The sequence below is a fragment of the Flavobacterium sp. 9 genome (assembly GCF_002754195.1).
Lineage (GTDB): Bacteria > Bacteroidota > Bacteroidia > Flavobacteriales > Flavobacteriaceae > Flavobacterium.
Map to the genome: position 1 here is coordinate 3,325,938 of NZ_PEEU01000001.1, position 26,295 is coordinate 3,352,232.

Below are 26,295 nucleotides of genomic sequence, written 5' to 3' on the forward strand. Positions count from 1 at the left end.
CTATTTATCCTTTTAAATTTTTTAAATTATCGATACTAATCGAACCTAAATTTCTAAAGATCGAAACTAAAATAGCCAATCCAACTGCAACTTCTGCTGCAGCAACTGCCATCGAGAAGAATACAAAGACTTGTCCTTGTGCATCTTGATGATAAGTTGAAAAAGCAACAAATAAAAGGTTAACAGCATTCAACATGATTTCGATAGACATGAAAACGATAATAGCATTTCGTCTGTACAATACACCAAAAATACCAATACAGAAAAGTACAACACTTAAAAAGATGTAGTTTTCAATACCTATTTGATTTAATATATTACCCATTATTTATTTAATTTTTCTTTTTTAGACAATAATACAGTTCCAATCATGGCTACTAAAAGCAAGATAGAAGCAAATTCAAACGGAACCATATATTCGTTCAATAATATTTTACCAAGAACCTCGATCGATTGGAAATCTTCACCAGTTGAATCATATTCTCCAACAATTGGTTTAGAGTTAATGAAAATGGCAATCAGTACAACACAAATCAAACAGAAAGAAACAATAGCGCCTAAACGTGTAATTCTAGGTCGGTGTACTTCTCGTTGTTCGTTCAGATTCATTAACATAATCGTAAACAGGAAAAGAATCATAATCGCTCCAGAGTAGACTATTATATGTACGACAGCCAAAAATTGAGCGTTTAATAATAAATAGTGACCAGCAATCGAAAAAAAACAGATTACCAAGTAAATAGCACTATGAATTGGGTTTCTACTAAAAATAGTCAAAAAAGCGGTAATTACCGTAATAAACGCTAAGAAACAAAATACAACTTGTACAGTTGTTGCGTGAGCAAAATCAGGAATATGTATCATTTAGTTAGCATTATTAAGTTGAGCGTTTTTGATTGCCACATCAAGAGGCATCACTAATCTGTCTTTTCCAAAAATGAAGTCTTCTCTTTCATAGCTTGAAGGAACTAAAACTTTTGAAGTCGTCAAATAAATAGCATCTTTTGGACAAGCTTCTTCACATAAACCACAGAAAATACAACGTAACATATTGATTTCATATATCGAAGCATATTTTTCTTCTCTGTACAAATGTTTTTCATCTGCCTTACGTTCTGCAGCTTTCATTGTGATTGCTTCAGCCGGACATGATAAAGCACATAATCCGCAAGCAGTACAATTTTCACGACCTTGTTCATCACGTTTCAACTGGTGTTGACCACGATAAACAGGACTCATTTCACGCACTTGCTCAGGATAGTGAATAGTTACTTTTTTTCTGAATAAGTGTTTAAGTGTGATACCTAATCCTTTCACAATCGCCACAAGATACAATCGTTCCCAAAAAGTCATCTCTTTGTTAGAGACCATCTTTTTTCTACCCGATAATGATATAGTTTCTATTGACATTTTTAATGTATGGTTAATGATTCTCATTTGACGGTTAGATCAAATTTAAAATCTATTTTATTTTTTATTTGAAGCTAATCCTGCTATCCGCTGTATCTTTTATTTTTTTAAAGAAAAAAAATAAAAGGATGCCGCTTCTATCAGGGCTAGGGCTCTTAGAATCCTAAAGCTGCTGCGATATCGTGTCTTAAAATAACAGCACCTGTAATCATGATATTAATGATCGAAAGCGGAATTAAAATTCTCCATCCTAAATTCATTAATTGGTCATATCTAAATCTTGGAATTGTCCAACGTACCCACATATAAAAGAATATGAAGAAACATATTTTAACAAACAATACTGCGATTCCTAAAAGATTGGCAGTATTTACACCAACATTTTCTACCATCCAGCTCATTCCAGGATAATTATATCCACCAAAGAATAAAACAGAAATAATAGTTGCCGAGATAAACATACTAGCATATTCAGCAAATAAATAGAATCCCATTTTCATGGATGAATATTCAGTATGGTAACCTCCAATTAATTCGTTTTCACATTCTGCTAAGTCAAAAGGAGTTCTGTTTGTTTCAGCAAACGAACAAATTAAGAAAATTAAGAATGATAAAGGTTGGTATAAAACATTCCAATGCCATTCTGGCTGTTGTAATGAGATTTCTTTTAAGCTTAAAGTTCCAGTCATCATTAATAAAGCAATCATTGATAATCCCATGGCAACTTCATAAGAAACCATTTGAGAAGCAGCACGAATAGCTCCCATCAATGAAAATTTATTGTTAGATGCCCATCCACCAATCATAATACCATAAACACCTACTGAAAGTACTCCGAAGATGTATAATATACCAATATTAATATCGGTTGCTTGTAAATAAACATCACGACCAAAAATATGTAATTTATCTCCCCACGGAATTACAGCACTTGTCATTAAAGCTGTACTCATGGCAATTGCCGGTCCTACAACAAATAAAAATTTATTAGGTGTATTTGGGAAAAATTCTTCTTTAGAAAATAATTTCATACCATCTGCAAGAGGTTGCAATAATCCTCCCCATCCTGCACGGTTTGGTCCAACACGATCCTGAAGATAAGCCGCAACTTTACGTTCAGCCCAAGTAGAGTACATGGCCATAATCATTGTGATAGCGAAAACTACAACAATTACAACACTCTTTTCTATAATAAACGTACCATCTACCATCGTTAAGAATTTTTGTTGTTTGTGTTTAATGGAATTTCAGCCATACTAATTTTTTTACGGTCAATATCTCTACCCATAAGGATAGTTTTTTCAGTATCGATTTCTACTTTCTCTAATTTTTGAGTGTAGTTATTTTGGTTGATAACAGAATCTTTTTCAAATTCTCTTGGTCCTTCAATAACCCAGTCATTTACATTTTTATGTTCAAAACGACAGCTGTTGCAAATGAATTCTTCCACTTCATGGTACTCATCTTTACGACCAGTTACACGTTGAATTTCTCCACCAAACATCCAAACAGTAGTTTTTCCACAACATCCAGGCGTAGTACACTCTCTATGTGCATTGTAAGGTTTGTTGAACCAAACTCTTGATTTGAAACGGAAAGTTTTATCAGTCAATGCTCCAACAGGACAAACATCAATCATGTTTCCTGAAAATTCATTGTCAATAGCTTTTGAGATTCCAGTTGAAATATTAGCGTGATCACCACGATCTAATACTCCGTGAACTCTGTTGTCTGTCAATTGATCTGCAACTTGTACACATCTTTGACATAGAATACAACGGTTCATATGTAGTTGAATATTTGGACCAATATCTTCTGGTTCAAATGTTCTTTTTTCTTCAATAAAACGTGATTTCGGATTTCCGTGCTCAAAACTTAAGTTTTGAAGATCACATTCACCAGCCTGATCACAAATAGGGCAATCTAACGGGTGATTGATTAATAAAAATTCTGTTACAGATTTACGAGCTTCTGTTACACGATCAGAAGATTTACTGTTTACTTCCATTCCGTCCATACATCCTGTTACACAAGATGCCATAAGTTTTGGCATTGGTCTTGGGTCAGCCTCACTTCCTTTAGAAACTTCAACTAAACAACAACGACATTTTCCGCCGCTGCCTTTTAATTTTGAGTAATAGCACATGGCTGGCGGCACCAAATCTCCACCAATCATACGTGCAGCCTGCAGGATCGTTGTTCCTGGCTCTACGTCTATACTTTGACCGTCTATGGTTACTTTCATCTCTTATTGATTTGAATGTTGAAAGTCGGAATATTGAAAAGAATTGCTGTCCTTTTTGATATTATTAACTTTATAACTTTCTGCTTTATATTTCTTTATACGATTACTTTACCGCCTACTAAATGTTTCACTTGCGAGAAAGGTTCAGCAACAAAGTGATCTCTGTGTTTTATTTTTTCAGGGAAACGAACGTGATATTCAAACTCATCTCTAAAATGGCGAATCGCTGCTGCTACTGGCCAAGAAGCTGCATCACCTAATGGGCAAATTGTATTACCCTCGATTTTGCTTTGAATGCTCCACAATAATTCGATATCTTCTTCACGGCCCTGACCGTTTTCGATTCTCCACAATATTTTTTCTAACCATCCAGTTCCTTCACGACAAGGAGTACATTGTCCGCAAGATTCATGGTGATAAAAACGTGCAAAATTCCAAGTGTTTCTAACAACACATGCAGTGTCATTGTAAACGATAAATCCTCCAGAACCTAACATTGATCCGGTAGCAAAACCACCATCACTTAAAGATTCGTAAGTCATTAATCTGTCTTCTCCATTTGCTGTTTTGAAAATTAATTCAGCTGGTAAAATTGGCACAGAAGATCCTCCCGGTACAAATGCTTTCAGAGGTCTGCTAGAAGACATTCCGCCTAAGTATTCGTCAGAATTCATGAATTCGTCAACACTTAAACCTAATTCAATTTCATAAACTCCCGGGTTTTTAATGTGTCCTGAAGCAGAAATTAATTTAGTTCCTGTTGAACGTCCAATACCGATTTTTGCATAATCATCACCAGAATTGTTGATGATCCAAGGCACAGTTGCGATAGTTTCTACGTTATTTACCACAGTTGGATTTGCCCAAAGTCCTGATACCGCAGGGAATGGTGGTTTGATACGAGGATTTCCTCTTTTACCTTCCAAAGATTCGATAAGTGCAGTTTCTTCTCCACAAATATAAGCTCCGGCTCCACAGTGAACGTGTAATTCTAAATCGTAACCTGTTCCTAATATATTTTTTCCTAACCAACCGGCAGCTTTAGCTTCGGCGATTGCTCTTTCTAGTATTTTGAAAACCCACATATATTCTCCACGAATGTAGATATATGATAAGTTAGCGCCTAAGGCAAAACTTGAAGTGATCATTCCTTCGATCAATAAGTGAGGAATAAATTCCATCAAATAGCGATCTTTGAATGTTCCCGGTTCAGATTCATCGGCATTGCAAACTAAGTGTCTTGGTTTTCCTGATTTTTTGTCAATAAAACTCCATTTCATTCCGGCAGGGAAACCTGCACCACCACGACCACGAAGTCCTGATTTTTTTACTTCTTCAACAACTTCATCTGGTGTAAGTGTTTTCAAAGCTTTTTCTACAGAAGCATAACCACCATTTTGGCGATATACTTCGTAGGTTTTGATACCCGGAACATTGATTTTATCTAATAATATTTTCTGTGACATCTTATTTATCGTGTAATATTATTTTATCATCTCTACAATCAGCGATTAACTGATCGATTTTTTCTTCTGTCAATTTTTCTTTGTAGAAATCTCCTAACTGCATCATCGGAGCATATCCGCAAGCACCTAAACATTCTACACCAGCAATGGTAAACATTCCGTCTGGAGTTGTTTCACCCATTTTAATGCCTAATTTTTCAGAAGTATAATCCATTAAATTTTCGGCACCGCTTAAACAACAACAAGAAGTTTGACAGAATTCGAACATGTATTTTCCAATTGGTTTTTGGTTGTACATGGTATAAAAAGTAACCACTTCGTAAACCTCAATTGGTTTGATGTGCAAAATTTCAGCAACTTTATCCTGTAACTCTGTACTTAACCAGTTGTCGTGAGCGTCTTGCACTTCGTGTAAAACAGGTAACAAAGCCGATTTTCTTTTGTCTTCAGGATAATGACTGATCAATTCATTGATGCGAGTCATCAATGCTTCAGTCATGTTTATTTCTTGTTTGTAATGTTTACGTTCCATTTTTATTTTAGATTTTAGATTTAAGACTTTCGATTTTAATCTGATGTCTTTAAATCCATATTCTGCAATCTTTTTTTAATTTCAGATTTTACATTTCAGGTTTCAGATTTTTCAATCTGCAATCTAAAATCAACAATCTTTTTTAGGCGTCTAATTCTCCTGCAATAACATTTAAACTTGATAGAATAACAATTGCATCAGATAATAAAGAACCTTTGATCATTTCAGGATATGCTTGGTAATAAATGAAACAAGGTCTTCTGAAATGTAATCTATATGGAGTTCTGCTTCCGTCTGTAACTAAATAGAATCCGATTTCTCCATTTCCTCCTTCAACAGGGTGGTAAATTTCTGCAACTGGTACAGGAACTTCTCCCATTACAATCTTAAAGTGATAAATTAAAGATTCCATTGAAGTGTAAACATCTTCTTTTGGAGGAAGGTAGTAATCAGGAACTTCTGCATGATATTCGTTTCCGGCTGGCATTTTTTCTAATGCCTGACGAATAATGCTTAAACTTTCCCAAACTTCAGCATTACGAACACAGAAACGATCGTAAGTATCTCCTGATTTTCCAACAGGAACAACAAAATCGAAATCTTCGTATGATGAGTAAGGTTGTGCAACACGAACGTCGTAATCAACTCCGGCAGCACGTAAGTTTGGACCTGTAAATCCGTAAGCCATTGCTTGCTCTGCTGAGATTGCACCTACGTCTACAGTTCTGTCAAGGAAAATTCTGTTTCTTTCGAATAAGTTAACAAACTCTTGCCAAGCAACAGGGAAATCTTGTAAAAAGACATCTAATTTGCGGAAAGCTTCAGGTGACCAATCTCTTTCGAAACCACCAATTCTTCCCATATTTGTTGTTAAACGAGCACCACAAATTTCTTCGTAGATTTCGTAAACTTTTTCTCTAAATTGAAAAACGTATAAGAAACCGGTATAAGCACCAGTATCAACACCAAGAATCGAGTTACAAATTAAGTGATCTGTAATACGAGCCAACTCCATTACAATTACTCTTAAATATTGTGCTCTTTTAGGAACTTCAATATTTAGTAATTTCTCTAAAGTCATCCACCATCCCATATTATTAATAGGAGAGGAGCAATAGTTCATACGGTCAGTAAGAGGAGTAATTTGGTAAAAAGGACGATTTTCGGCGATTTTTTCAAAAGCTCTGTGGATGTATCCAATAGTTGGTTCAGCCTCAAGAATTCTTTCACCGTCCATTAACAGGATATTTTGAAAAATACCGTGAGTCGCCGGGTGTGTAGGACCTAAATTTAGTACTGAAAGCTCGCTTCCGTCTTCGTTTAGTTTATCCTTAATTATTTTAGCATATCGATGCTCTGGTGGTAATAATAGTTCTGACATTTTATAATGTTGAATTATTTATTTTTTAGCAATTTGTTGTTGTTCTTCCAAAGAATCTATCGTCTTTATCTGTTCTTCCGCTGTCTTCCATTGGGAATTCTTTTCGCATTGGGAACGATACCATCTCATCCATATTCAAAATACGTTTCAATTGTGGATGTCCAATAAAGTCAATCCCGAAGAAATCGTATGTTTCTCTTTCCATCCAGTTTGAACTCAGGAAAATATTTGAAATGGTTTTTATCGCTGGTTTTTCACCGTTTAAGAATACTTTGATTCTAATACGTTTGTTTTCGTACCAATTGTGTAAATGATATACGATTGCAAACTGACGTTCTGTTTCGTTGTCCGGATAATGAACGCCGCATAAATCGGTTAAAAAGTGGAAACGTAAATCAGAATCGTTTTTCAAAAAAAGAATTAAAGCTGTGATTTTATCAGCAGAAGTTTCTAATGAAAAAATATCTCTTTCTTGGTGAAAGTTAAAAACATTTGTATCAAATGTTTCTGTAAGTTTATCTTGAATCAGGGTGTTTTCTAAAGCCATCTTATGAAATGTTATATGAAGCTAGTAATTCTTGGTATTCTGGTGAGCTTCTGCGTCTAACAGATTCGCTTTTTACCAATTCCTGAAGTTTCATTACTCCATCAACAATTTGCTCTGGTCTTGGCGGACATCCAGGAACGTAAACGTCAACTGGAATTACTTTGTCAATTCCTTGTAAAACTGAATAAGTATCGAAGATTCCACCTGATGATGCACAGGCTCCAACTGCAATTACCCAGCGAGGTTCAGACATTTGTTCGTAAACTTGTCTTAAAATAGGTGCCATTTTCTTAGAAATAGTTCCCATTACTAATAACATATCTGCCTGACGAGGAGAAAAACTCACACGCTCAGAACCAAATCGTGCTAAATCGTAATGTGACGCCATTGTAGCCATAAATTCGATACCACAGCATGAAGTTGCAAAAGGCAATGGCCATAATGAATTGGCTCTTGCTAAACCTACAACGTCATTTAGTTTTGTAGCGAAGAAACCTTCTCCTACAACTCCTTCCGGCGGCGCAACCATATTTACATTTGAATCGCTCATTTTTATTTTAGATTTCTGATTTTAGATTTTAGATTTGGGAAATCATAAAAGTTAAAATCAATTTTTTTAAATCAGTATATTAATTCGAAGAAATCAAATTTTAAATTGTGGTTCTATATAAGTTCAGATAACAACTGATTCTTAAATCTAAAATCACTAATCTAAAATCTGGAATCTTTTTATTCCCACTCTAATGCTTTTTTCTTAATGATGTAGAAAAAGCCAACTAAAAGAAGTGACATAAACACGATCATTTTAAGCATTCCTTCAATTCCTAATTCTTTGAAGTTTACTGCCCATGGATAAAGGAAAATTACCTCTACATCAAACAATACGAACAAAATGGCAACAAGGAAATATTTTACCGAAAAAGGAATACGTGCGTTACCAACAGATTCGATACCACACTCAAAGTTTTTGTCTTTTACTTCAGAACTTCTTTTTGGGCCTAATTTTCCCGAAATAATGATTGTTCCTACCACAAATCCAATAGCTAAAATTGCTTGCATTAAAATAGGAATGTAACTGTATTGATCAGATTGCATAAACTTAGGGTTTTTACTTAAAGAATAAGCCACAAAGATAACTTTCAACTCTGTAAATCACAAGCTAAAAAAGGATTTAAGTATGTTACTAAAGGGTGTTTATTTGTAATTTTTATCGATTATAAATAAGAATGGTCTTTTTTAAGATTTTTTTAAGATTTGAGCAAAAAAAAACGTTTCGAAATTAATCGAAACGTTTTCAAAACCATTCAGAGGCAAAAAAAATAAATTGCTATATTTTTCTTAGATTACTGCTACTTTAGCAGCAACTTTCCCTTTTCTTCCTTCTTCTTCTTCATAGCTTACACGGTCACCTTCGCGTAATTCTTCCGCGTTAATTCCTGAAGCGTGAACGAAGATATCTTTTCCTGTTTCTTCGTCTGTAATGAATCCATAACCTTTAGATTCATTGAAAAATTTTACTGTACCTGTACGCATTGTAATTGTAATAATAATTTATAATGAAGCAAATGTAATATATAAATTCATACAAAAGACAATAAGGTGTTAATTTTTTGTAAAAATTATTGATTCACAGTGTTTTCGCTATTTATATTGCATCAATTTTGATATGGAACTATTTTATTTAATATTTAGTAATTGTTAAATTAAATGTTAAAAAAGTAGCTTATAGTTTACAAAAAATTTGTATATTATGCCAACTCGGTTATGTAAATCTGTGTTTATGTGGGAGAATACTTGTATTTGCTGGTCTCACATTTTTTGATAAGTATTTTATTGGTGTTCAAGTCAGAAGAAAAAGCAAAAAAAAACTACAACTAATAAGATTTAGCTGTAGTTTTTTATGTTTTTATATTTCTAAGAATTTAGATCAAATCAACTTTGATATGTAATTCTTTTAATTGAGCATCATCAATTGTAGCAGGAGCATCAATCATAACATCGCGCCCTGAATTATTTTTTGGGAAAGCAATAAAATCTCTAATCGTTTCCTGACCTCCTAAAATAGCAACCAATCTGTCTAAACCAAATGCTAAACCTCCGTGTGGCGGTGCTCCAAATTGGAAAGCATCCATTAAGAAACCAAATTGAGCTTTTGCTTCTTCTTCGGTAAAGCCTAAATATTTAAACATTAATTGTTGAGTCGCTTTATCGTGAATACGAATCGATCCTCCGCCAATTTCATTTCCGTTAAGAACCATATCATATGCATTAGCACGAACCTTTCCTGGCTCAGTTTCTAATAATTGCATGTCTTCCGGTTTTGGAGATGTAAATGGGTGATGCATCGCGTGGTAACGACCGCTTTCTTCGTCAAGTTCTAATAATGGGAAATCAACAACCCATAATGGAGCAAATTCCTCAGGATTACGCAATCCTAAACGAGTTGCCAATTCCATACGAAGTGCCGAAAGTTGTGCACGTGTTTTGTTAGCCGGTCCTGAAAGAACAAAAATCATATCGCCAGGTTTTGCTCCTGTAATTTTTGCCCATTGTCCTAAATCATCCTGATCGTAGAATTTATCTACAGAAGATTTAAAAGTTCCGTCATCATTACATTTTGCATACACCATTCCTGATGCTCCAACTTGTGGGCGTTTTACCCAGTCAATTAATGCGTCAATTTCTTTACGAGTATAATTTCCTGCTCCCGGAACTGCAATTCCCACAACTAATTCAGCAGCATTGAATACTGGGAAATCTTTGTGTTGTGCAAATTCGTTTAATTCACCAAACTCCATCCCAAAACGAATGTCCGGTTTGTCGTTTCCATATGTTTTCATGGCATAATCGTAGGTAATTCTTGGGAATTTATCTACTTCAATACCTTTAATTTCTTTTAGTAAATGTCTTGTAAGACCTTCAAAAACATTCAAAATGTCTTCTTGTTCCACAAATGCCATTTCGCAATCGATTTGAGTAAACTCAGGCTGACGGTCTGCACGCAAATCTTCGTCACGGAAACATTTCACGATCTGGAAATATTTATCCATTCCACCAACCATCAATAATTGTTTGAAAGTTTGTGGCGATTGTGGTAATGCATAAAATTGTCCTTCATTCATACGGCTTGGTACAACGAAATCTCTCGCACCTTCAGGAGTCGATTTGATTAAGTAAGGAGTTTCAACTTCGCAGAAATCTAAATCAGATAGATATTTACGAACTTCCATTGCTACTTTATGACGGAATAATAAACTGTTTTTTACAGGATTTCTTCTAATGTCTAAGTAACGGTATTTCATTCTGATGTCTTCTCCACCATCAGTTTCATCTTCAATTGTAAATGGAGGAGTTAAAGCAGCGTTTAGAATAGTTAACTCAGAAACTAAAATTTCGATTTCACCAGTTGGGATATTTTTGTTTTTAGCTTCACGCTCAATTACAGTTCCTTTTACCTGAATTACAAATTCTCTACCAAGAGTTTTAGCCAATTCAAATACAGTTTTATCAGTACGACCTTCGTCGAAAATAAGTTGTGTAATTCCGTAACGGTCGCGTAAATCAACCCAATTCATAAATCCTTTATCGCGTGATTTTTGAACCCAACCCGCAAGTGTAACTTCCGTATTAATATTTGAGGCGTTTAATTCGCCACAATTATGACTTCTATACATGATCAAAATTTTAGACTGCAAAAGTAAACACAAAATTCAAATTATACCATTTAAAATTAGAATTAACTATAAAAGAAAAATATCATTTTATTGCATCAAATTCTGAGTTTAAATGAAGTAAAGGTTAGAAAGTGGTAACAAACTACTTAACAAATTGAAAAATTTTTGTTAATTCTTAAATTTCTCAGCAGTAATTTCTTTAGATTTGAATCACTAAAAACAAATTTTAATTTATATGAACAAACTTTTTGTTACTGGTCTGTTGATTTTTAGCGCTTTGAATGTTATCGGTCAAACCAAAAATCAAATTAAATTTACGGCTAAAATTGAGAATAGAAATAGTGACACCTTAGTCATTAAAGGAAATGATAATTTTAAACAAGTTATTCCGATTAACAAAAAGGAAACTTTTGTGGCTGCTTTTGATGCGCCAAAAGGATTTTATGTGTTTTCTGACGGAACTGAATCTTCAAGGTTATATTTAAAACCAAATTCTGAGGTGAATTTAACGATGAATGCCAAAGAATTTGATGAAACTATTGTTTATAAAGGTAAAGGTGTTGACGAAAGTAATTTCCTGGCGCAACAAGCTTTAAGAAATGAAAAGTTTGAGGAAGCTTTTTCTAAAGAACCAGCTGAATTTACGGCACTTTTAGAAGCTAAGAAAAAGGAAGATGCTGAAAGTTTAGAGAAAGGGAAATTTGATCCGGAATTTGTAACTGCAATGAAAAGTAATTTTGAGCGTTTCACTCAATACTCACTTGAGAATTATGAAAGAGCAGCAAAAGCAAATAAACTTACAGGAAAACCTTCGCCTGATTTTGATTATGAAAATCATAAAGGAGGAAAAACTAAATTATCTGATTTAAAAGGTAAGTATGTTTATATCGATCTTTGGGCAACTTGGTGTGCGCCATGTAGAGCTGAGATTCCTTATCTTCAAAAAATCGAAGAAAAATATCACGGAAAAAATATTGAGTTCGTAAGTGTTTCAATTGATAAATTGAAAGACAACGAAAAATGGAAGAAATTTGTAGATGATAAAAAATTAGGAGGTATTCAGTTATTTGCTGATAAAGATTGGGAATCTGAGTTTGTTACGAATTATGGCGTTACAGGAATTCCTAGATTTATTTTGATTGATCCAAACGGAAATGTTTTAAAAGCTGATGCTGCAAGACCATCTGAACCAGAACTTCAAGCACAACTAGATACATTATTGAAGTAATTTATTTATCAAATTTACAACGTTATCGTAAATTTGTAGTTTTTATAAAATCCCAGTAAAACCAATGCTTCGGCGTTGGTTTTTTTGTTTTTAGGATGTTTCCAATGTTAAGTTTTTATTCAATGTTACCAAATTGTTAAGTAAAAGTTTGTTTAATGTAAACATTTAACTATATTTGATAACGATTTGATAACATTAAATACCTAAAGATATGAAAAAGTGTGTAATTTTAGTTGCAATATTGTTCTCTGGAATTCTAGTTGCACAAGAGGTAAAACCTGAATTAGAAGTTGTTGGAAACAAAGTAAAAGCTACTTACTATTATGAAAATGGTAATGTACAACAAGAAGGCTTCTTTAAGGATGGTAAATTAGACGGCGTTTGGGTATCGTATGATGAAAAGGGAAATAAATTGGCTGTAGGAGAGTACACAGACGGAATGAAAACTGGAAAATGGATTTTCTTCAATGAAAAAAATCTTAGCGAAGTTGCTTATGAAAATAGTCAAGTAAGCTCAGTTAAAAATTTACAAAAAAATGCTTTGGCAAACAGAAATTAATAAGATTTCGAACAACATAAAAAAACCGCTCATTATAAGCGGTTTTTTTGGGATTAAGACATATTAGGAGAGACATAAAATATTTTGTATTAGCTAATTGTTTTAACCGCAAAGAATGCAAGTCTTTCTATTTATAAGATTTTATACAAACGCAAAGTTCGCAAAGCTATAACTGATATAGCTTTGCGAACTTTGTGTTTGTAAGCGTAATAATAAGATAAAAAACTTGCGTTCTTTGCGGTTAAATTTTTTATGCCTTTATTTTTTTGCAGGATTTATTTCTTCTTCCGTACCAAATTACAAAACCTGTTACTGGCAAAGCGGCAGCAATTAAACTAACTATGAAAGCGATTATTTTTCCGGGTAAATCCAAAATTTGACCCGTGTGAATTCCATAATTCATTTCGACAACCTGCAATCCTAAACTCTTTTTTGGGTAAGGATCACTTTGCATTAATTTTCCATCGCCGGGATGAAAATAATAATTACTCTGATGATCGTATCTTAATGTATGCGGATAAGCTCCTGTACTAATAATGTCGGTTTTTTGTTGTGGAAAAGTAACAAAACACATTTCGGCTTTTGGCTGAAGTTTCATCGTTTCAATAAAAGCCCGATCTACTGCGGCAATCGAATTTATATCAAATTTGGTAGTGTCGATTACCGGAGTTTTTGTTTCGGCAGCTTTATCACCTCCAAAATTGAAAGTTTTGTAGATTCCGTCGCCAACCCATTCGTATGTAAATGTTAAACCTGTAATAGCAATAATTACGGCTATTATCGAAATATAAAACCCGGATGTATTGTGCCAGTCATAATTTACACGACGCCATTTTGCAGACCATTTTACAGAAAAACTTCGCTTTATATCACTTCGTCGTTTTGGCCACCATTGTATAATTCCTGAAATCAACAATAGTATAAAGATGATTGTTGCGCCGCCAATAATGTGTTTTCCAATATAATCTGGCAAAAGTAAATACAAGTGAATGTATTCGACGATTATAAAGAAATCGGTTTTAGGATTTTCTGTTTTTAGATATTTGCCTGTGTACGGATTAAAATAAAGGTATAGATTCTCTGTGTCAGAATACGTATAGACAATTGCCGATCTATTTTTGCCATAGTAAGAAATCATGCTTGCTTTATTTTTTGGAGCAATTTCTTTGGCTTTTTCTTTTAAAACAGAAGGTAATAAAAACGGTTTATTTTCGGGTTCAACCAAACGCCATTCTTTGCGTGTAATGTCTTTTATTTCATCATGAAAACAAAAAATACAACCAGTAATACTTATAATAAAAACAATAAGCCCGGAAATTAATCCGAGCCATTTATGTAGAAAACGTATTTGTTTTTTGAAACTCATGTTATACCAATTTTATTTATGCTATAGTTCAATGTTTCCTGGTATAATGCCGATGTAATATGAAAATAGTACAATGTAATTGGACTATATTGAATATACAATCGGTATTTTTTGTAAAGACATTCTGAAAGGCAAAAATACCATTAAAAGGTAAATTGTCCCGTAAAGTTTTTTATAAATTCGTTTTAAAATTTATAAGTAATACTTCCCATAAAAGTTCTTGGCGCTTGTACGTTGACAGTTGTATAACCATTAAAATAAAGCTCATCTGTAAGGTTATCTACTTTTAAGGAAAGTCTGTATTTTGGCTGATCATAGTATAATGTCGCATTTACGACATTGTATGAGGGTAAAACAAATGTTTCGACATCGGCAGGATTTCCTGAACCAGTCGGGTTTCTGTTATACACAAAAGTTTCACTACCATAATTTCCTCCAACACCAAAACCTAATCCCTTTAGTTTAGAAGTTTGCAAACTGTAACTAATCCAGTAATTAATTAAATTTTCCGGTCCAGCAGTTTCAGGTCTTAATCCGTTTACATCAGCATTTGCATTGTTTAATTTACTATCGTTGAAAGCATATCCAAAAATAAGATTCAATCCCGAAAACGGATTTGTAGTAACTTCAAGCTCAAATCCTTTACTGGTTTGATTTCCGTCCTGAACGTTTGTGTTAGCAGCTTGTCCTGCGCGAACAATGTTTTTTACATCAATATTGTAATAGCTTAAATTGGCGCTTAATTTATCTTGTAAAATGTTTAGCTTAAGACCAGCTTCGAATTGATTCGCTTTTTCAGGATCAAATTGTTTCAATTCCGGATTTCCATTTACTTTAGCGAATAAGTATCCAATGTTTTTAAAACTATTTTGATAGTTTCCGAAAATGGAAACTTTGTCTTTTATAATTTGATAAACAAGTCCCAGTTTTGGAGAAAATGCGTTTTGCGAAAATGCTCCTGAATTAATATTTGTCGATGGATCGTAAGTTCCGTTATTTTTATAATGATCAAAACGCAAAGCAACCGAAAGAATTAATTGATCTGTAATATTGATAGCATCAGCAGCATAAACGCTATAAGTTGTCAGGGAAGTAATCGTTCTGTATTGGTAACCGTTTACAAATAAAGGCTCAATATTAGTTGGGCTAAACTGGTAATAATTACTGTTTGCAGCAGAATAATCTACAATATCATAATCTGTTTTAAACGGATTATTAGGATCTCCACCAAGATATCCAAGGCTACTATTAGTTTCTGATCTTAAAATATCACCGCCAAAAAGTAATTGGTGTTTCATACCAAAAAGTTCGGTCTGACCATTAAAGTTTTGTTGAAATTCGACAATATTATCTTTCCCAACCATATTCCAGGCATTTCTGGACATTTTATTGTTTCCTAATAAATAGAACCAAGCCTGAGGTCCATTAGATTGATTGGCACTGGAACTAAAAATAGTTTGCGATTTCCAGTTTTCATTAATTTGATAATGAGCCTGAGCAAAAATGTTGGCCGTTTTAGTATCCATCATGAATTCGCCACCTGTAAAAGATCTTTTCCAGTCTCTGGCAATTTCATTTGCATTATGTAAATTGATACTATTTGGCGTTTGTCCGTATGGGATATAAGTAAATGCCGGTGATGAAGAATTAACCGAAGACAATTCGGCATCAATAGAAATTGTTAGTTTGTCATTTATTTTATAAGCAAATGACGGAGCAAAAAAGTAGCTTCTGTTTTTTCCGTAATCCTGAAAAGTATTGGCGTCATTATAAGCTGCGTTTATTCGTAATAGCGCTGTTTTCTCATCATTTAAAGGCGTATTAATATCAGCAGATAATCGGTTTAAGCCGTAACTTCCGGATTGATAACTAATATCTCCTCTAAAAGTTTCTGTTGGTTTTTTGGTAACTCGGTTGATTAATCCACCATAAGAAGTTAAGATACTTCCAAAAAGTGTTGCCGAAGGTCCTTTTATACTTTCGATTCTTTCTAAGTTTGCAGCATCAACACTGTTTGTAATTTTTCCGGCGATTCCGTCTCTCAATAAACTTTGTGTTACAAATCCGCGTGAAGCGAAATAAGAACCACCGTCACCTACTTTTCCGGTTGCAGCCCAAAGTTGGTACAATCCCGGAACATTTTTTAAAGCGTCATCTTGATTAATAACCAATTGATCACGCATTAAACTTTTGGTTACAACACTATAAACCTGAGAATTTTCCAGATTTTTAATCTGCATTTTTGAAACAAAAGGACTTTCAGATTTATTGTATTTATTGATGTTTCCTTTTATAAAAACCTCTTCAAGCTCTTCAGTATTTGTATTGATCGTGAAATTTTCTACGATTTCAGCTTCTCCGCTTACAATGATTTTCTTTTCTTTTGGTGTATGGCCAAGTGCAGAAACACGTATTGTATAGTTTCCTAAATTGATATTCTTTATTTCATATGAACCCTGACTATCAGTAAGTGCTCCAATTTTAGTTCCTCTTAATTGAACCGAAACATTTTCTAAAGCTTCACCATTTACAGATGTCACAATTCCTTTTATCGTTGTTTTTTGTTGTGCTAAAACGGATGTTTGTGCAAATAATAAAAAGTAAAAACCAATTAGCAATAGTGTAAATTTTCCCTTCATTTTATTTAGAATAAATATTGATTAGGCAAAAGTAAGGCTAAAAGTTTAGTTGACAAATTGTCAAAAGTTAAAGTGTAAGGCGAAATTTACAAATCAACAATCGAGTTGTTTTTAATGTACTAATTAGTTTTTTTAGGTTTTAGATGATAAGCGACATAAAGCGTTATTGAAGCCAGAACAATCCAGAAAACATCAATAAAGAAAACCTGAATTTTATTTTGCATAAATGAATTCCAAAACCAATTTCCGGAAACAATTCCGTGTGTAATAGGAATCAGAAATCCTAAAATGCTTCCAGATATTAAACAGAATCTGTTGGTAAATGCGTCGTTCTTTTTAAGAATAAAAAAGATTGTAAGTGCTAACCATCCTACGAAATAAACCAAATATAAATTGTCCTGAGTCAACGGATAAAATATTTTGGTTACAATAAAAGCAAGTGCCGTAATAGGATACATGCTCAAACAAATTGCCAGATAAATGCGAACAACAGCGGCGTTAAAACGTCTTTTTTTCTCTGGTAAATTATTTTTTTGTCTGGCAACTAACCAAATCATTACGCCGGAAATTATCACAAAACAAGTGATGATTCCTAAAACGAAACTCACAATTTTTAAGGCATATCCGCCATAATCTCCAAAATGAATTCGGTACAAAACATTTTTTACAACATCTAAATAGTTGTTTTGTGTAACAGGATTTTTTCTTGCGATTTCTTTTCCGTCAGCAATTCTATAAATTACTTTTCCAATTCCGGTGAATTTTTTGTGAGCCAGCATTTCTCCTTCAACAATAACGTGCATGCTTGCATCGCCATAATTCTGAATAAAAACTCGGGTAATTTCAAAATCTTTCCAGTTGCTTTTTGTCTTAGCAACTAATTGATCGATGTTGAAAGGTGCGGCTAATTTTTTATTGTCAAATTTATAATCAGGATCGTTGTATTCTAATTCTTTGTATAATTTATCCTGATCACCTTTGTACAAAGCCATTACGGCTGGAGCAACAATCAGAAGTTTTATCATAAAAAAAGCTCCCGTTACTGCATATACAAATTGAAAAGGCAAACCAATCATTCCTAATGCTGTGTGCGCATCAGTCCACAGAGTTTTTAATTTTTCCTTTGGACGGAAAATATAAAAGTTCGAAACAATTTTTTTCCAATGCAATAGAAGTCCGGTTACAATAGCAAATAAAAAGAATAATGCTGTGAAACCTGAAAGGTAATAACCAACTGGATAAGGTATTTGAGCTAAGAAATGTAAACGATATAAAAATTCGCCCAATGAATAAGATTCTTCATAAGTAAAGGTTTTGAAGGTCTTTGTGTCAAGGTAAAAAAAACTTCCTTCTTTTTGTTTGGCTGGAGCCAAAGTGTCTTTGGTACCTTCCATGTAAACAGCAACTCTTCTTTCATTACTTGGTTTAGAAATAGTAACGTTTCTTCCGTGTAAGGTATATTCTTTGTCGAGTTTTTTTAAAGCCGTGTTGTAATCCAGTTGAATTTCTTTTGTGATTGCAGTAGATTCACTTCTTTCCCAATTGATGATTTCGTCTCTAAAAAAAGAAAAAGATCCTGCAAAGAAAATAACAAAAAGCACAACACTGATTACAATTCCGCTGACAGTATGCGTATGAAAATAGATATTATAATTACGGTTATTCATAAGTTGGTTATTGCGCGGTTGGATTATAGGTTTGGCCTAAATAAATTAAAAGACAAAAAAGTAAACTTAATAAGATATAAATCCCCCAGATTTTCAATCCACTTTTAGCTAAAAAAGCAATTACCATTAGAGCAACCCAAAGAATGAATCCGCTAAAAGCCATTGTCATTAAGATATTAGCACGGTTAAACCAAGATGCTAAAGCCAAATGAAATGTGACTGAAACAAAATAGCCGCCTAGAATGGCAGCAGTTATTTTGGCAAATCGTTGCCATTTTGATTGGGTTAAATATTTTGGATTTGCTGGCATATTTTGGTTAGAAACGGTTTAGTTGTAATAAAATTCTAATAGAGCAATTAATATAAAAAGAGCCAGTATAGCTTTACTGTTGACTTTTTTTAATGGTTTTAAAATGATAATTAAACTTCCAATAGCCATTAACTGAATAAAAAACATCAATGTGCCACAACCTAACGATTGTGTAAAAAGCCATAAAGAATAGGCGAGTAGTAAAAGTGCTAATCCGGTGATTTTGGTTTGCTTCGGATTTTTTTTCATCCATTTTTCAAAACCTAAATCATAGGATAAAACAGCTCTTTTTGAGGTGTAATAAAGAGTATAAAAAGCTAGAAAAACGATAAGGCTGGCTATTGTAATCATAATCTTTAAAATTTAAAAAACACCTTTCTCCTAAAAGAAAGGTGTTTGGAATGTTTTTTATTAAAATCTGTATGAGAAATTCGCAGATACAGCTCTCATGTTTTTTGGGTGAATTGTAGACCAACCATCATAAGTATCAACATTAGCAATATTGTCTAATTTTAATGTCAATGTAAATTTCTCTGTTCCGTAGAAAATAGAGGAATTTAAAACAGTATAAGAAGGAATTGCAAATTGCCCGACAACATTTCTATTCATAATTAAGTTTTTGTCAGCATAATTTCCACCAAAACCTAAACCAAAACCTTGTAAATCTCCTTGAGGAAATTTGTAGCTTGCCCAAAAGTTTGCGGTGTTTCTTGGTCCTGAACTCTCAGGTCTGTTTCCTACGAACGAAGGATCTCCGGCATTTAAGACAGCATCTACATAGCTGTAACCAGCAACAATGTTTAAACCAGTAACTGGATTTGCAACGATTTCTGCTTCAAAACCTTTGTTTCTTTGTTCTCCATCTTGAAAAGAAGTTTGAGTTGGTACTCCGCCTGTAGAACCATAAACAGTATAAACCTGATCTGTTACTTTGATGTCATAATAGCTAAATGTTGCGTAAAGTTTGTCTTTAAAAACATTTAATTTCGTTCCGATTTCAAATTGGTTAGCGTGTTCTGGTTTGAAAGTTCTTGGAATAGATGCGCCGCTTAAACCAATATCACTTGTTGGAGCTGTGTTAGTAAAACCATCCATATAGTTGGCAAAAATCGAAACTTTGTCAATAATTGGCTGATAAACTAAACCAAATTTAGGTGAAAAAGAAGTTTGATTAAAATCATCAGCATTTGTAGTTACGTCCCCGGCAGTCATAAAACGGTCTACACGTAAACTTGCCATTGCAGATAATGCAGGAGTAATATTGATTACATCTGATGCATAAGCACTAATAACTTCTTGTTTTGTTTTGTTATTGTTTGCAGTAGTTTCTGCTATAAGTTTATCAGAACCAGCTTTTGTTAGGTTACCACTGTCACCATTTGTAATATATTTTGCAGGATCTGTAATGCCGAATACATATTGGTTTACAGTTGCTAAATCTAAATTTCCAATATAAACTCTTCCATTAGATACATATCCAGAACCATTATCAACTTGACCTCTGTTAAAGTAATCTAAACCAACAACAATTCTATTTCTTAAGTTTCCAAGTTTAAAATCGCCAATAAAGTTTTGTTGAATATCTGTTGTTAAAGTTGTTGTATTTTGATAATTCATTGAACGTCCCAAAACAATCCCTTGATTTACCTGTGTAGGGAAAAATCGTGTGCTTTCATATAAATAAGTATAATATCCTTCAGATTGAGATGATCCTCTAGATAGAACCGTTTGAGAAGTCCATTCATCAGAGATTTTGTAATTCATTTGTCCTTGAAGAGAGTAAGAAGGAGTTTCAATCGCAAGTTCGTTACTTGTATAAGAACGTTTGTTATCATAACCCAATTCATCCATATTATGAACTCTTAACGGTGCGCCTCTGTCTAAAAATAACATAGTTGGATTCGTCTGTTTATTGTTCATGAATTCAGTATTAATAAAGAACGAAAGTCTGTCGCTAGCTTGGTAAGATAAAGATGGAGCAAAGAAAAATGATTTTCTAAATCCAGCATCTTGAAAGCTGTTTTCTGTATGATATGCAGTATTAACTCTGAAATTAATTTTGTGTTCATCGTCTACGGGAGTATTAATGTCTGCAGTTACACGGTTTAATCCATAGCTTCCTGCTGTATAGCTTACCTCTCCGCCAAAGTGATCGTACGGTTTTTTAGTAGTTAAGTTGATTAAACCTCCGTAAGAAATTAAACTACTTCCAAATAAAGTTCCAGAAGGTCCTTTAATAACTTCAATTTTATCAATATTTGCAGGATCTATACTTCCGTTATTCAACGCAGGTAATCCATTTGTCATTGTTGGCTGCACAGCAAATCCTCTTAGAGAGAAATATCCGGCACCGTCACCACCACGTCCGGTAGAAGCCCAAAGCGGAGATAATCCCGGAGCATTTTTAAGTGCGTCATCAATATTGCTAACTACTTGCTCTTTTAGTAATTCGCTTGTGATAGTAGTATATACTTGTGGATTCTCAAGATTTTTAAGTGGTAATCTTGATACTTGTTGTGTTTCTTTACGAGCTAATGGATTTTTTTTACCATTACCATTAATTACAATTTCGTCTAATTGTTCAGAATTTGAACTAATTGTGAAATTTTCTATTATTTCGTCACCTGCATTTAGAGAAATACTTTTTTCTTTAGATGAATGTCCAACAGAAGAAACTTTAATTACATAACTTCCCGGTTTTAGATTTTTAATTTCGTAAAAACCATTACTGTCTGTATTAGTTCCTATTTTAGTTCCTTTTAGAACTACAGAAACATTATCTGCAGCCTGATTATTTGCTAAACTAATTTGTCCTTTTATACTCGCTTTTTCTTGTGCAGAAATTGTAGTGCTTGCTAGCAGAAAAAAACAAAAGCTTAAGAAAGAAATTGTAAATTTATATTTCATTGTTATTTAGAATTGATTTTAATAGCGCAAATTTAACTGTTGAATATCAACTATACAAGCTATTCTTATTTATTCTAAATAAAATAATTTTTAAAGGGTAAAATTTACGTTTATTTAAAAAATTAACATCTTAAGCAATATTTAAGCCAATCTTAAGACAAAAAAGCCTGTTCAAGTGAATGAACAGGCTTTTTGTTATTGTGGAAAATTATTACAATTATAGCTCTAAAGCACGTTTAGCATCGCCATTCATTAATAATTCTACTGGATTTTCTAAAGCTTCTTTTACAGCAACTAAGAAACCAACAGACTCACGTCCGTCGATAATTCTGTGGTCATAAGAAAGTGCTACGTACATCATTGGGTGAATTTCAACTTTACCATTTACAGCAATTGGACGCTCAATAATATTGTGCATTCCTAAGATTCCTGATTGAGGAGGATTGATAATTGGAGTACTTAACATACTTCCAAAAACACCACCATTAGTAATTGTGAAAGTTCCTCCAGTCATATCATCAACAGTGATTTGACCGTCACGAGCTCTAAGTGCTAATCTTTTGATTTCAGCTTCAATTCCACGGAAAGTTAATAATTCAGCATTACGAACAACAGGAACCATTAAACCTTTTGGTCCTGAAACTGCGATAGAGATATCAGCAAAATCGTAAGCAATTTTATAATCACCATCCATCATTGAGTTAACATCAGGATATAATTGTAAAGCTCTTGTAACTGCTTTTGTAAAGAATGACATGAAACCTAATCCTAAACCACCATGTTTTGCTTTGAAAGCATCTTTGTATTCATTACGAATTTGGTTAATTGGCGTCATGTTAACTTCGTTGAAAGTAGTTAACATTGCAGTTTCGTTTTTAGCAGCAACTAATCTTTCTGCTACTTTACGACGTAACATAGATAATTTTGTACGCTCAGTTCCACGGCTTCCTCCAGTTGGAGTTCCCATAGAAGGTACTGCATTTACAGCATCATCTTTAGTGATTCTTCCGCCTTTACCAGTTCCTGAAACAGTTGCTGGTGCTATGTTTTTTTCGTCTAATATTTTTCTTGCTGCCGGAGATGGAGTTCCTGCTGCATAACTTGTAGCTGCCGGAGCTTGTACTGGTGCTGCTTTTGGCGCTTCAGCTTTTACTTCTGCCTTTGGTGCTTCTGCTTTTGGAGTCTCAGCCGCTGGTGCAGCCGGAGCATCACCTGCAGGTTTTACACCATCAGTATCAATTAAACAAACTACAGCTCCTACTGCAACTGCATCACCTTCTTCTGCTTTAAGCGTAATAATTCCGCTCATTTCAGCCGGTAATTCAAGAGTTGCTTTATCTGAATCAACTTCAGCAATAGCTTGATCTTTTTCTACATAATCTCCGTCTTTTACTAACCAAGTTGCAATTTCAACTTCTTTTATTGATTCCCCTGGTGATGGGACTTTCATTTCTAAAATCATCTTATTTTTTGTTTAAGGTTTTTATGGTTTCAGGTTTCAAGTTGTTAAACCTGAAACCTGAAACTTGAAACATTCTTTTTATCTGAATAAATTTTTATCGAAAACCATTCTAATTGCATCTGCATGACGACGTTTTGCGCGTGTGTAACTTCCTGATGCAGGCGCAGCATAAGCTTTTAACGAAGCTAATCTCCATTTTACAAGATCAAAGTTCATTAACATAAAGCTGTAAGCTCCCATGTTTTTAGGTTCTTCCTGAGCCCAAACATAATCATCAGCATTTGGATATTGTGCGATAATTGATTTTAATTGCTCAACTGGCAAAGGGAATAATTGCTCGATACGAACAACTGCAACGTCATTTCTTCCGTTGTTTTCTCTTTCAGCAACAATGTCATAGTAGAATTTACCAGTAACGAAAACTAAAGTTTTTACTGCTTTTTTATCTACTGCATTATCATCAATTGTTTCCTGGAAACTTCCTGTTGCTAATTCTTCTACTGTAGACACACATCTTGGATCACGCAATAAACTTTTTGGAGAGAAAACTACCAAAGGTTTACGGAAATTCGTTTTCATTTGTCTTCTCAATAAGTGGAAGAAGTTTGCCGGAGTTGTACAATCTGCAACATACATATTTTGTCTTGCACAAAGTTGTAAATAACGCTCCATTCTTGCAGAAGAGTGTTCTGCACCTTGTCCTTCATATCCGTGAGGTAATAATAAAACGATACCATTTTGGTTGTTCCATTTATCTTCACCACATGAAATATATTGGTCAATCATAATTTGCGCTCCGTTAGAGAAATCTCCAAATTGTGCTTCCCAAATTGTTAATGCGTTTGGATTTGCCAATGCATATCCGTAATCAAAACCAAGAACTCCATACTCAGATAAAAGAGAGTTGAAAACTCCAAATTTTCCTTTTTTGTTTTCGATTCCGTTTAATAGAATTACTTCTTCTTCAGAATCTTCTACTTTTACAACAGCATGACGGTGAGAGAATGTACCACGCTCTACGTCCTGACCAGAAATACGAACATCAAATCCTTCTGTCAAAAGTGAACCGTAAGCTAAAGCTTCTGCAGTTCCCCAATCAATAGTGTTGTTTTCGTATCCAGTTTTTCTATCGGTAACAATTTTAGTTATTTTACTGATAAATTTCTTTTCTGCAGGTAAAGTTGAAATTGTATTGATGATAGAATCCAATCCTTTTTTATCAAAAGAAGTATCTACTTTTTCAAGCATTTGCGTATCAGTTACCTGAACAAATCCGTCCCATTCGTTTTTCATGAATGGAGTTATAATCGTCAAATCTTTTTTACGAGAAGCTTCTAAATTCACTTCCATAGTAGATTTGTATTCTTTTTCTAATGCATTTACATAAGAAGCATCGATTACGCCGTCAGACAATAATTTCTCAGCATAAATATCTCTTGGATTTTTATGTTTTGCGATGATTTTATATAAAACCGGTTGAGTAAAACGAGGTTCATCACCTTCGTTATGACCGTATTTTCTGTATCCTAAAAGATCGATAAATACATCACGTCCAAATTGCATTCTGTAATCTAATGCAAAAGATACAGCATGTACAACAGCTTCAGCATCGTCAGCATTTACGTGTAATACTGGCGAAAGTGTAACTTTAGCAACGTCTGTACAATAAGTAGATGAACGAGCGTCTAAATAGTTAGTTGTAAAACCAACCTGGTTGTTGATTACAATATGGATTGTTCCTCCAGTTTTGTAACCGTCAAGTTGCGCCATTTGAATGATTTCGTACAAGATTCCCTGACCTGCGATTGCAGCATCTCCGTGAACGGCAATAGGTAATACTTTAGAGAAATCATCAGCATAATATTTATCTTGTTTTGCTCTTGTGATTCCTTCAATTACAGCTCCAACAGTTTCTAAGTGAGAAGGGTTTGGTGCTAAATTGATATTGATGCTTTTTCCTGATCTTGTTTTTTTGTCAGCAGTAAGACCTAAATGGTATTTTACGTCACCATCAAAATATTCCTGATCGTAATCTTTACCGTCAAATTCACCAAAGATATCCTGAGTTGATTTTCCGAAGATGTTTGCCAAAACGTTCAAACGACCACGGTGAGCCATTCCCATTACGAATTGTTCAACACCTTTTTCAGCAGCTTGTTCGATCAAAGCGTCTAAAGCCGGAATAATAGATTCTCCACCTTCAAGTGAGAATCTTTTTTGACCAACATATTTAGTATGTAAGAAGTTCTCGAAAGAAACTGCTTGATTTAATTTGTTTAAGATAGTTTTCTTTTCTTCAGAAGAAAAATTAGGCTGATTAACATTAACCGCTAGTTTTTCCTGAATCCATTTTACAACGCCAGGATTTCTGATATACATATATTCAATACCAATATGCTGGCAGTAAATAGCTTTAAGACGGTTTACGATAGCTTCTAAAGAAGAAGGCGGTATTCCGATAGTTTGAGCAGCATCAAAAACTGTTGAAAGATCAGCAGTTGTTAATCCGAAATTTTCAATGTCTAAAGTTGGAGATGAAGTTCTACGGTCACGAACAGGATTTGTTTTTGTAAACAAATGTCCTCTTGTGCGGTATCCATCAATTAATTTTAGAACGTTGAATTCTTTTTGTAATTTTTCTGAAACTTTACTGTAATCTGTGTTGTCGCTAGTCACATATTCAACAATTTGTTGAACTGGATTTTCGTCATTATAAGTCGTTTGGCCAAAGTCGAAACCTTGAAAAAAACTTCTCCAGCTTGGCTCAACGCTATCTGGATTTACTAAATACTGATCATATAATTGTGCGAAAAACTCTGTATGCGCTGCATTTAAAAATGAAAACCTATCCATAATATGAGTGAATATACTTTTTGTTAAATAGAATGGCAAAAGTACAACA

The 26,295-nt window shown here is 33.9% G+C and carries 23 protein-coding genes; 2 read left to right on the forward strand and 21 right to left on the reverse strand.

All coding sequences use genetic code 11. From position 1 onward, the window contains the following. Positions 1-4: 4 nt before the first annotated feature. From nuoK to aspS, 13 genes are all read right to left on the reverse strand, one after another. Complete coding sequence (gene nuoK / locus CLU81_RS13670) at positions 5-325, reverse strand: NADH-quinone oxidoreductase subunit NuoK (RefSeq protein WP_017494599.1); 321 nt, start codon at positions 323-325, stop codon at positions 5-7. Next, positions 325-864 carry an NADH-quinone oxidoreductase subunit J gene (locus CLU81_RS13675; protein ID WP_099710315.1) on the reverse strand — a complete coding sequence of 180 codons (540 nt, stop codon included), beginning with the start codon at positions 862-864 and terminating at the stop codon, positions 325-327. Before CLU81_RS13675 ends, nuoK begins: the two co-directional genes overlap by 1 nt. Next, positions 865-1,410 (reverse strand): NADH-quinone oxidoreductase subunit I, encoded by a 546-nt coding sequence (locus CLU81_RS13680; RefSeq protein ID WP_099712762.1) that lies wholly within the window; start codon positions 1,408-1,410, stop codon positions 865-867. Positions 1,411-1,565: 155 nt separating this feature from the next. Continuing rightward, positions 1,566-2,621: an NADH-quinone oxidoreductase subunit NuoH gene (gene nuoH / locus CLU81_RS13685; RefSeq protein WP_099710316.1), complete on the reverse strand. Its 1,056-nt coding sequence runs from the start codon at positions 2,619-2,621 to the stop codon at positions 1,566-1,568. Positions 2,622-2,623: 2 nt separating this feature from the next. Then, positions 2,624-3,655 (reverse strand): 2Fe-2S iron-sulfur cluster-binding protein, encoded by a 1,032-nt coding sequence (locus tag CLU81_RS13690; protein ID WP_099710317.1) that lies wholly within the window; start codon positions 3,653-3,655, stop codon positions 2,624-2,626. A 95-nt stretch (positions 3,656-3,750) separates the two neighbouring features. Further along, positions 3,751-5,121, reverse strand: coding sequence for an NADH-quinone oxidoreductase subunit NuoF (gene nuoF / locus CLU81_RS13695; protein ID WP_099710318.1), 1,371 nt, complete (start codon positions 5,119-5,121; stop codon positions 3,751-3,753). Between the two features lies 1 nt (position 5,122). Then, positions 5,123-5,653, reverse strand: coding sequence for an NAD(P)H-dependent oxidoreductase subunit E (locus tag CLU81_RS13700; RefSeq protein WP_099710319.1), 531 nt, complete (start codon positions 5,651-5,653; stop codon positions 5,123-5,125). Between the two features lie 142 nt (positions 5,654-5,795). Further along, positions 5,796-7,034 carry an NADH-quinone oxidoreductase subunit D gene (locus tag CLU81_RS13705; RefSeq protein WP_099710320.1) on the reverse strand — a complete coding sequence of 413 codons (1,239 nt, stop codon included), beginning with the start codon at positions 7,032-7,034 and terminating at the stop codon, positions 5,796-5,798. Positions 7,035-7,059: 25 nt separating this feature from the next. Next, a complete protein-coding gene (locus CLU81_RS13710) occupies positions 7,060-7,581 on the reverse strand; it encodes an NADH-quinone oxidoreductase subunit C (protein ID WP_099710321.1) in 522 nt (173 codons plus the stop codon). Between the two features lies 1 nt (position 7,582). Then, positions 7,583-8,131, reverse strand: coding sequence for an NADH-quinone oxidoreductase subunit B (locus CLU81_RS13715; protein ID WP_041516812.1), 549 nt, complete (start codon positions 8,129-8,131; stop codon positions 7,583-7,585). Positions 8,132-8,310: 179 nt separating this feature from the next. Further along, entirely contained in the window at positions 8,311-8,676 is a 366-nt protein-coding gene (locus CLU81_RS13720; protein ID WP_099710322.1) for an NADH-quinone oxidoreductase subunit A, read from the reverse strand. A 243-nt stretch (positions 8,677-8,919) separates the two neighbouring features. Beyond that, entirely contained in the window at positions 8,920-9,114 is a 195-nt protein-coding gene (locus CLU81_RS13725) for a cold-shock protein (RefSeq protein ID WP_007137066.1), read from the reverse strand. A 389-nt stretch (positions 9,115-9,503) separates the two neighbouring features. Then, positions 9,504-11,255, reverse strand: coding sequence for an aspartate--tRNA ligase (gene aspS / locus CLU81_RS13730; protein ID WP_099710323.1), 1,752 nt, complete (start codon positions 11,253-11,255; stop codon positions 9,504-9,506). Between the two features lie 235 nt (positions 11,256-11,490). Between aspS and CLU81_RS13735 the strand changes: the two genes are divergently transcribed. Together CLU81_RS13735 and CLU81_RS13740 are read left to right on the forward strand one after the other, a co-directional pair. Further along, positions 11,491-12,483 carry a TlpA disulfide reductase family protein gene (locus CLU81_RS13735; protein ID WP_099710324.1) on the forward strand — a complete coding sequence of 331 codons (993 nt, stop codon included), beginning with the start codon at positions 11,491-11,493 and terminating at the stop codon, positions 12,481-12,483. 211 nt (positions 12,484-12,694) lie between these two features. Further along, positions 12,695-13,042, forward strand: coding sequence for a toxin-antitoxin system YwqK family antitoxin (locus tag CLU81_RS13740; RefSeq protein WP_099710325.1), 348 nt, complete (start codon positions 12,695-12,697; stop codon positions 13,040-13,042). 250 nt (positions 13,043-13,292) lie between these two features. Here CLU81_RS13740 and CLU81_RS13745 read toward each other — a convergent pair whose 3' ends face one another. The 8 genes from CLU81_RS13745 to CLU81_RS13780 form a co-directional block, all read right to left on the reverse strand. Next, positions 13,293-14,408 (reverse strand): PepSY domain-containing protein, encoded by a 1,116-nt coding sequence (locus CLU81_RS13745; protein ID WP_099710326.1) that lies wholly within the window; start codon positions 14,406-14,408, stop codon positions 13,293-13,295. A gap of 185 nt (positions 14,409-14,593) precedes the next feature. Further along, positions 14,594-17,047: a TonB-dependent receptor gene (locus CLU81_RS13750; RefSeq protein ID WP_099710327.1), complete on the reverse strand. Its 2,454-nt coding sequence runs from the start codon at positions 17,045-17,047 to the stop codon at positions 14,594-14,596. 119 nt (positions 17,048-17,166) lie between these two features. Further along, positions 17,167-18,714 (reverse strand): PepSY domain-containing protein, encoded by a 1,548-nt coding sequence (locus CLU81_RS13755; RefSeq protein ID WP_099710328.1) that lies wholly within the window; start codon positions 18,712-18,714, stop codon positions 17,167-17,169. A 7-nt stretch (positions 18,715-18,721) separates the two neighbouring features. Beyond that, positions 18,722-19,024: a hypothetical protein gene (locus CLU81_RS13760; protein WP_099710329.1), complete on the reverse strand. Its 303-nt coding sequence runs from the start codon at positions 19,022-19,024 to the stop codon at positions 18,722-18,724. Between the two features lie 18 nt (positions 19,025-19,042). Further along, positions 19,043-19,375 carry a hypothetical protein gene (locus tag CLU81_RS13765; RefSeq protein WP_099710330.1) on the reverse strand — a complete coding sequence of 111 codons (333 nt, stop codon included), beginning with the start codon at positions 19,373-19,375 and terminating at the stop codon, positions 19,043-19,045. Between the two features lie 60 nt (positions 19,376-19,435). Continuing rightward, entirely contained in the window at positions 19,436-21,931 is a 2,496-nt protein-coding gene (locus CLU81_RS13770) for a TonB-dependent receptor (protein ID WP_099710331.1), read from the reverse strand. 217 nt (positions 21,932-22,148) lie between these two features. After that, positions 22,149-23,393: a 2-oxoglutarate dehydrogenase complex dihydrolipoyllysine-residue succinyltransferase gene (gene odhB, locus CLU81_RS13775; RefSeq protein WP_099710332.1), complete on the reverse strand. Its 1,245-nt coding sequence runs from the start codon at positions 23,391-23,393 to the stop codon at positions 22,149-22,151. 78 nt (positions 23,394-23,471) lie between these two features. Continuing rightward, on the reverse strand, positions 23,472-26,246 hold the full coding sequence (locus tag CLU81_RS13780) for a 2-oxoglutarate dehydrogenase E1 component (protein ID WP_099710333.1): 2,775 nt from the start codon (positions 26,244-26,246) through the stop codon (positions 23,472-23,474). Positions 26,247-26,295 lie beyond the last annotated feature (49 nt).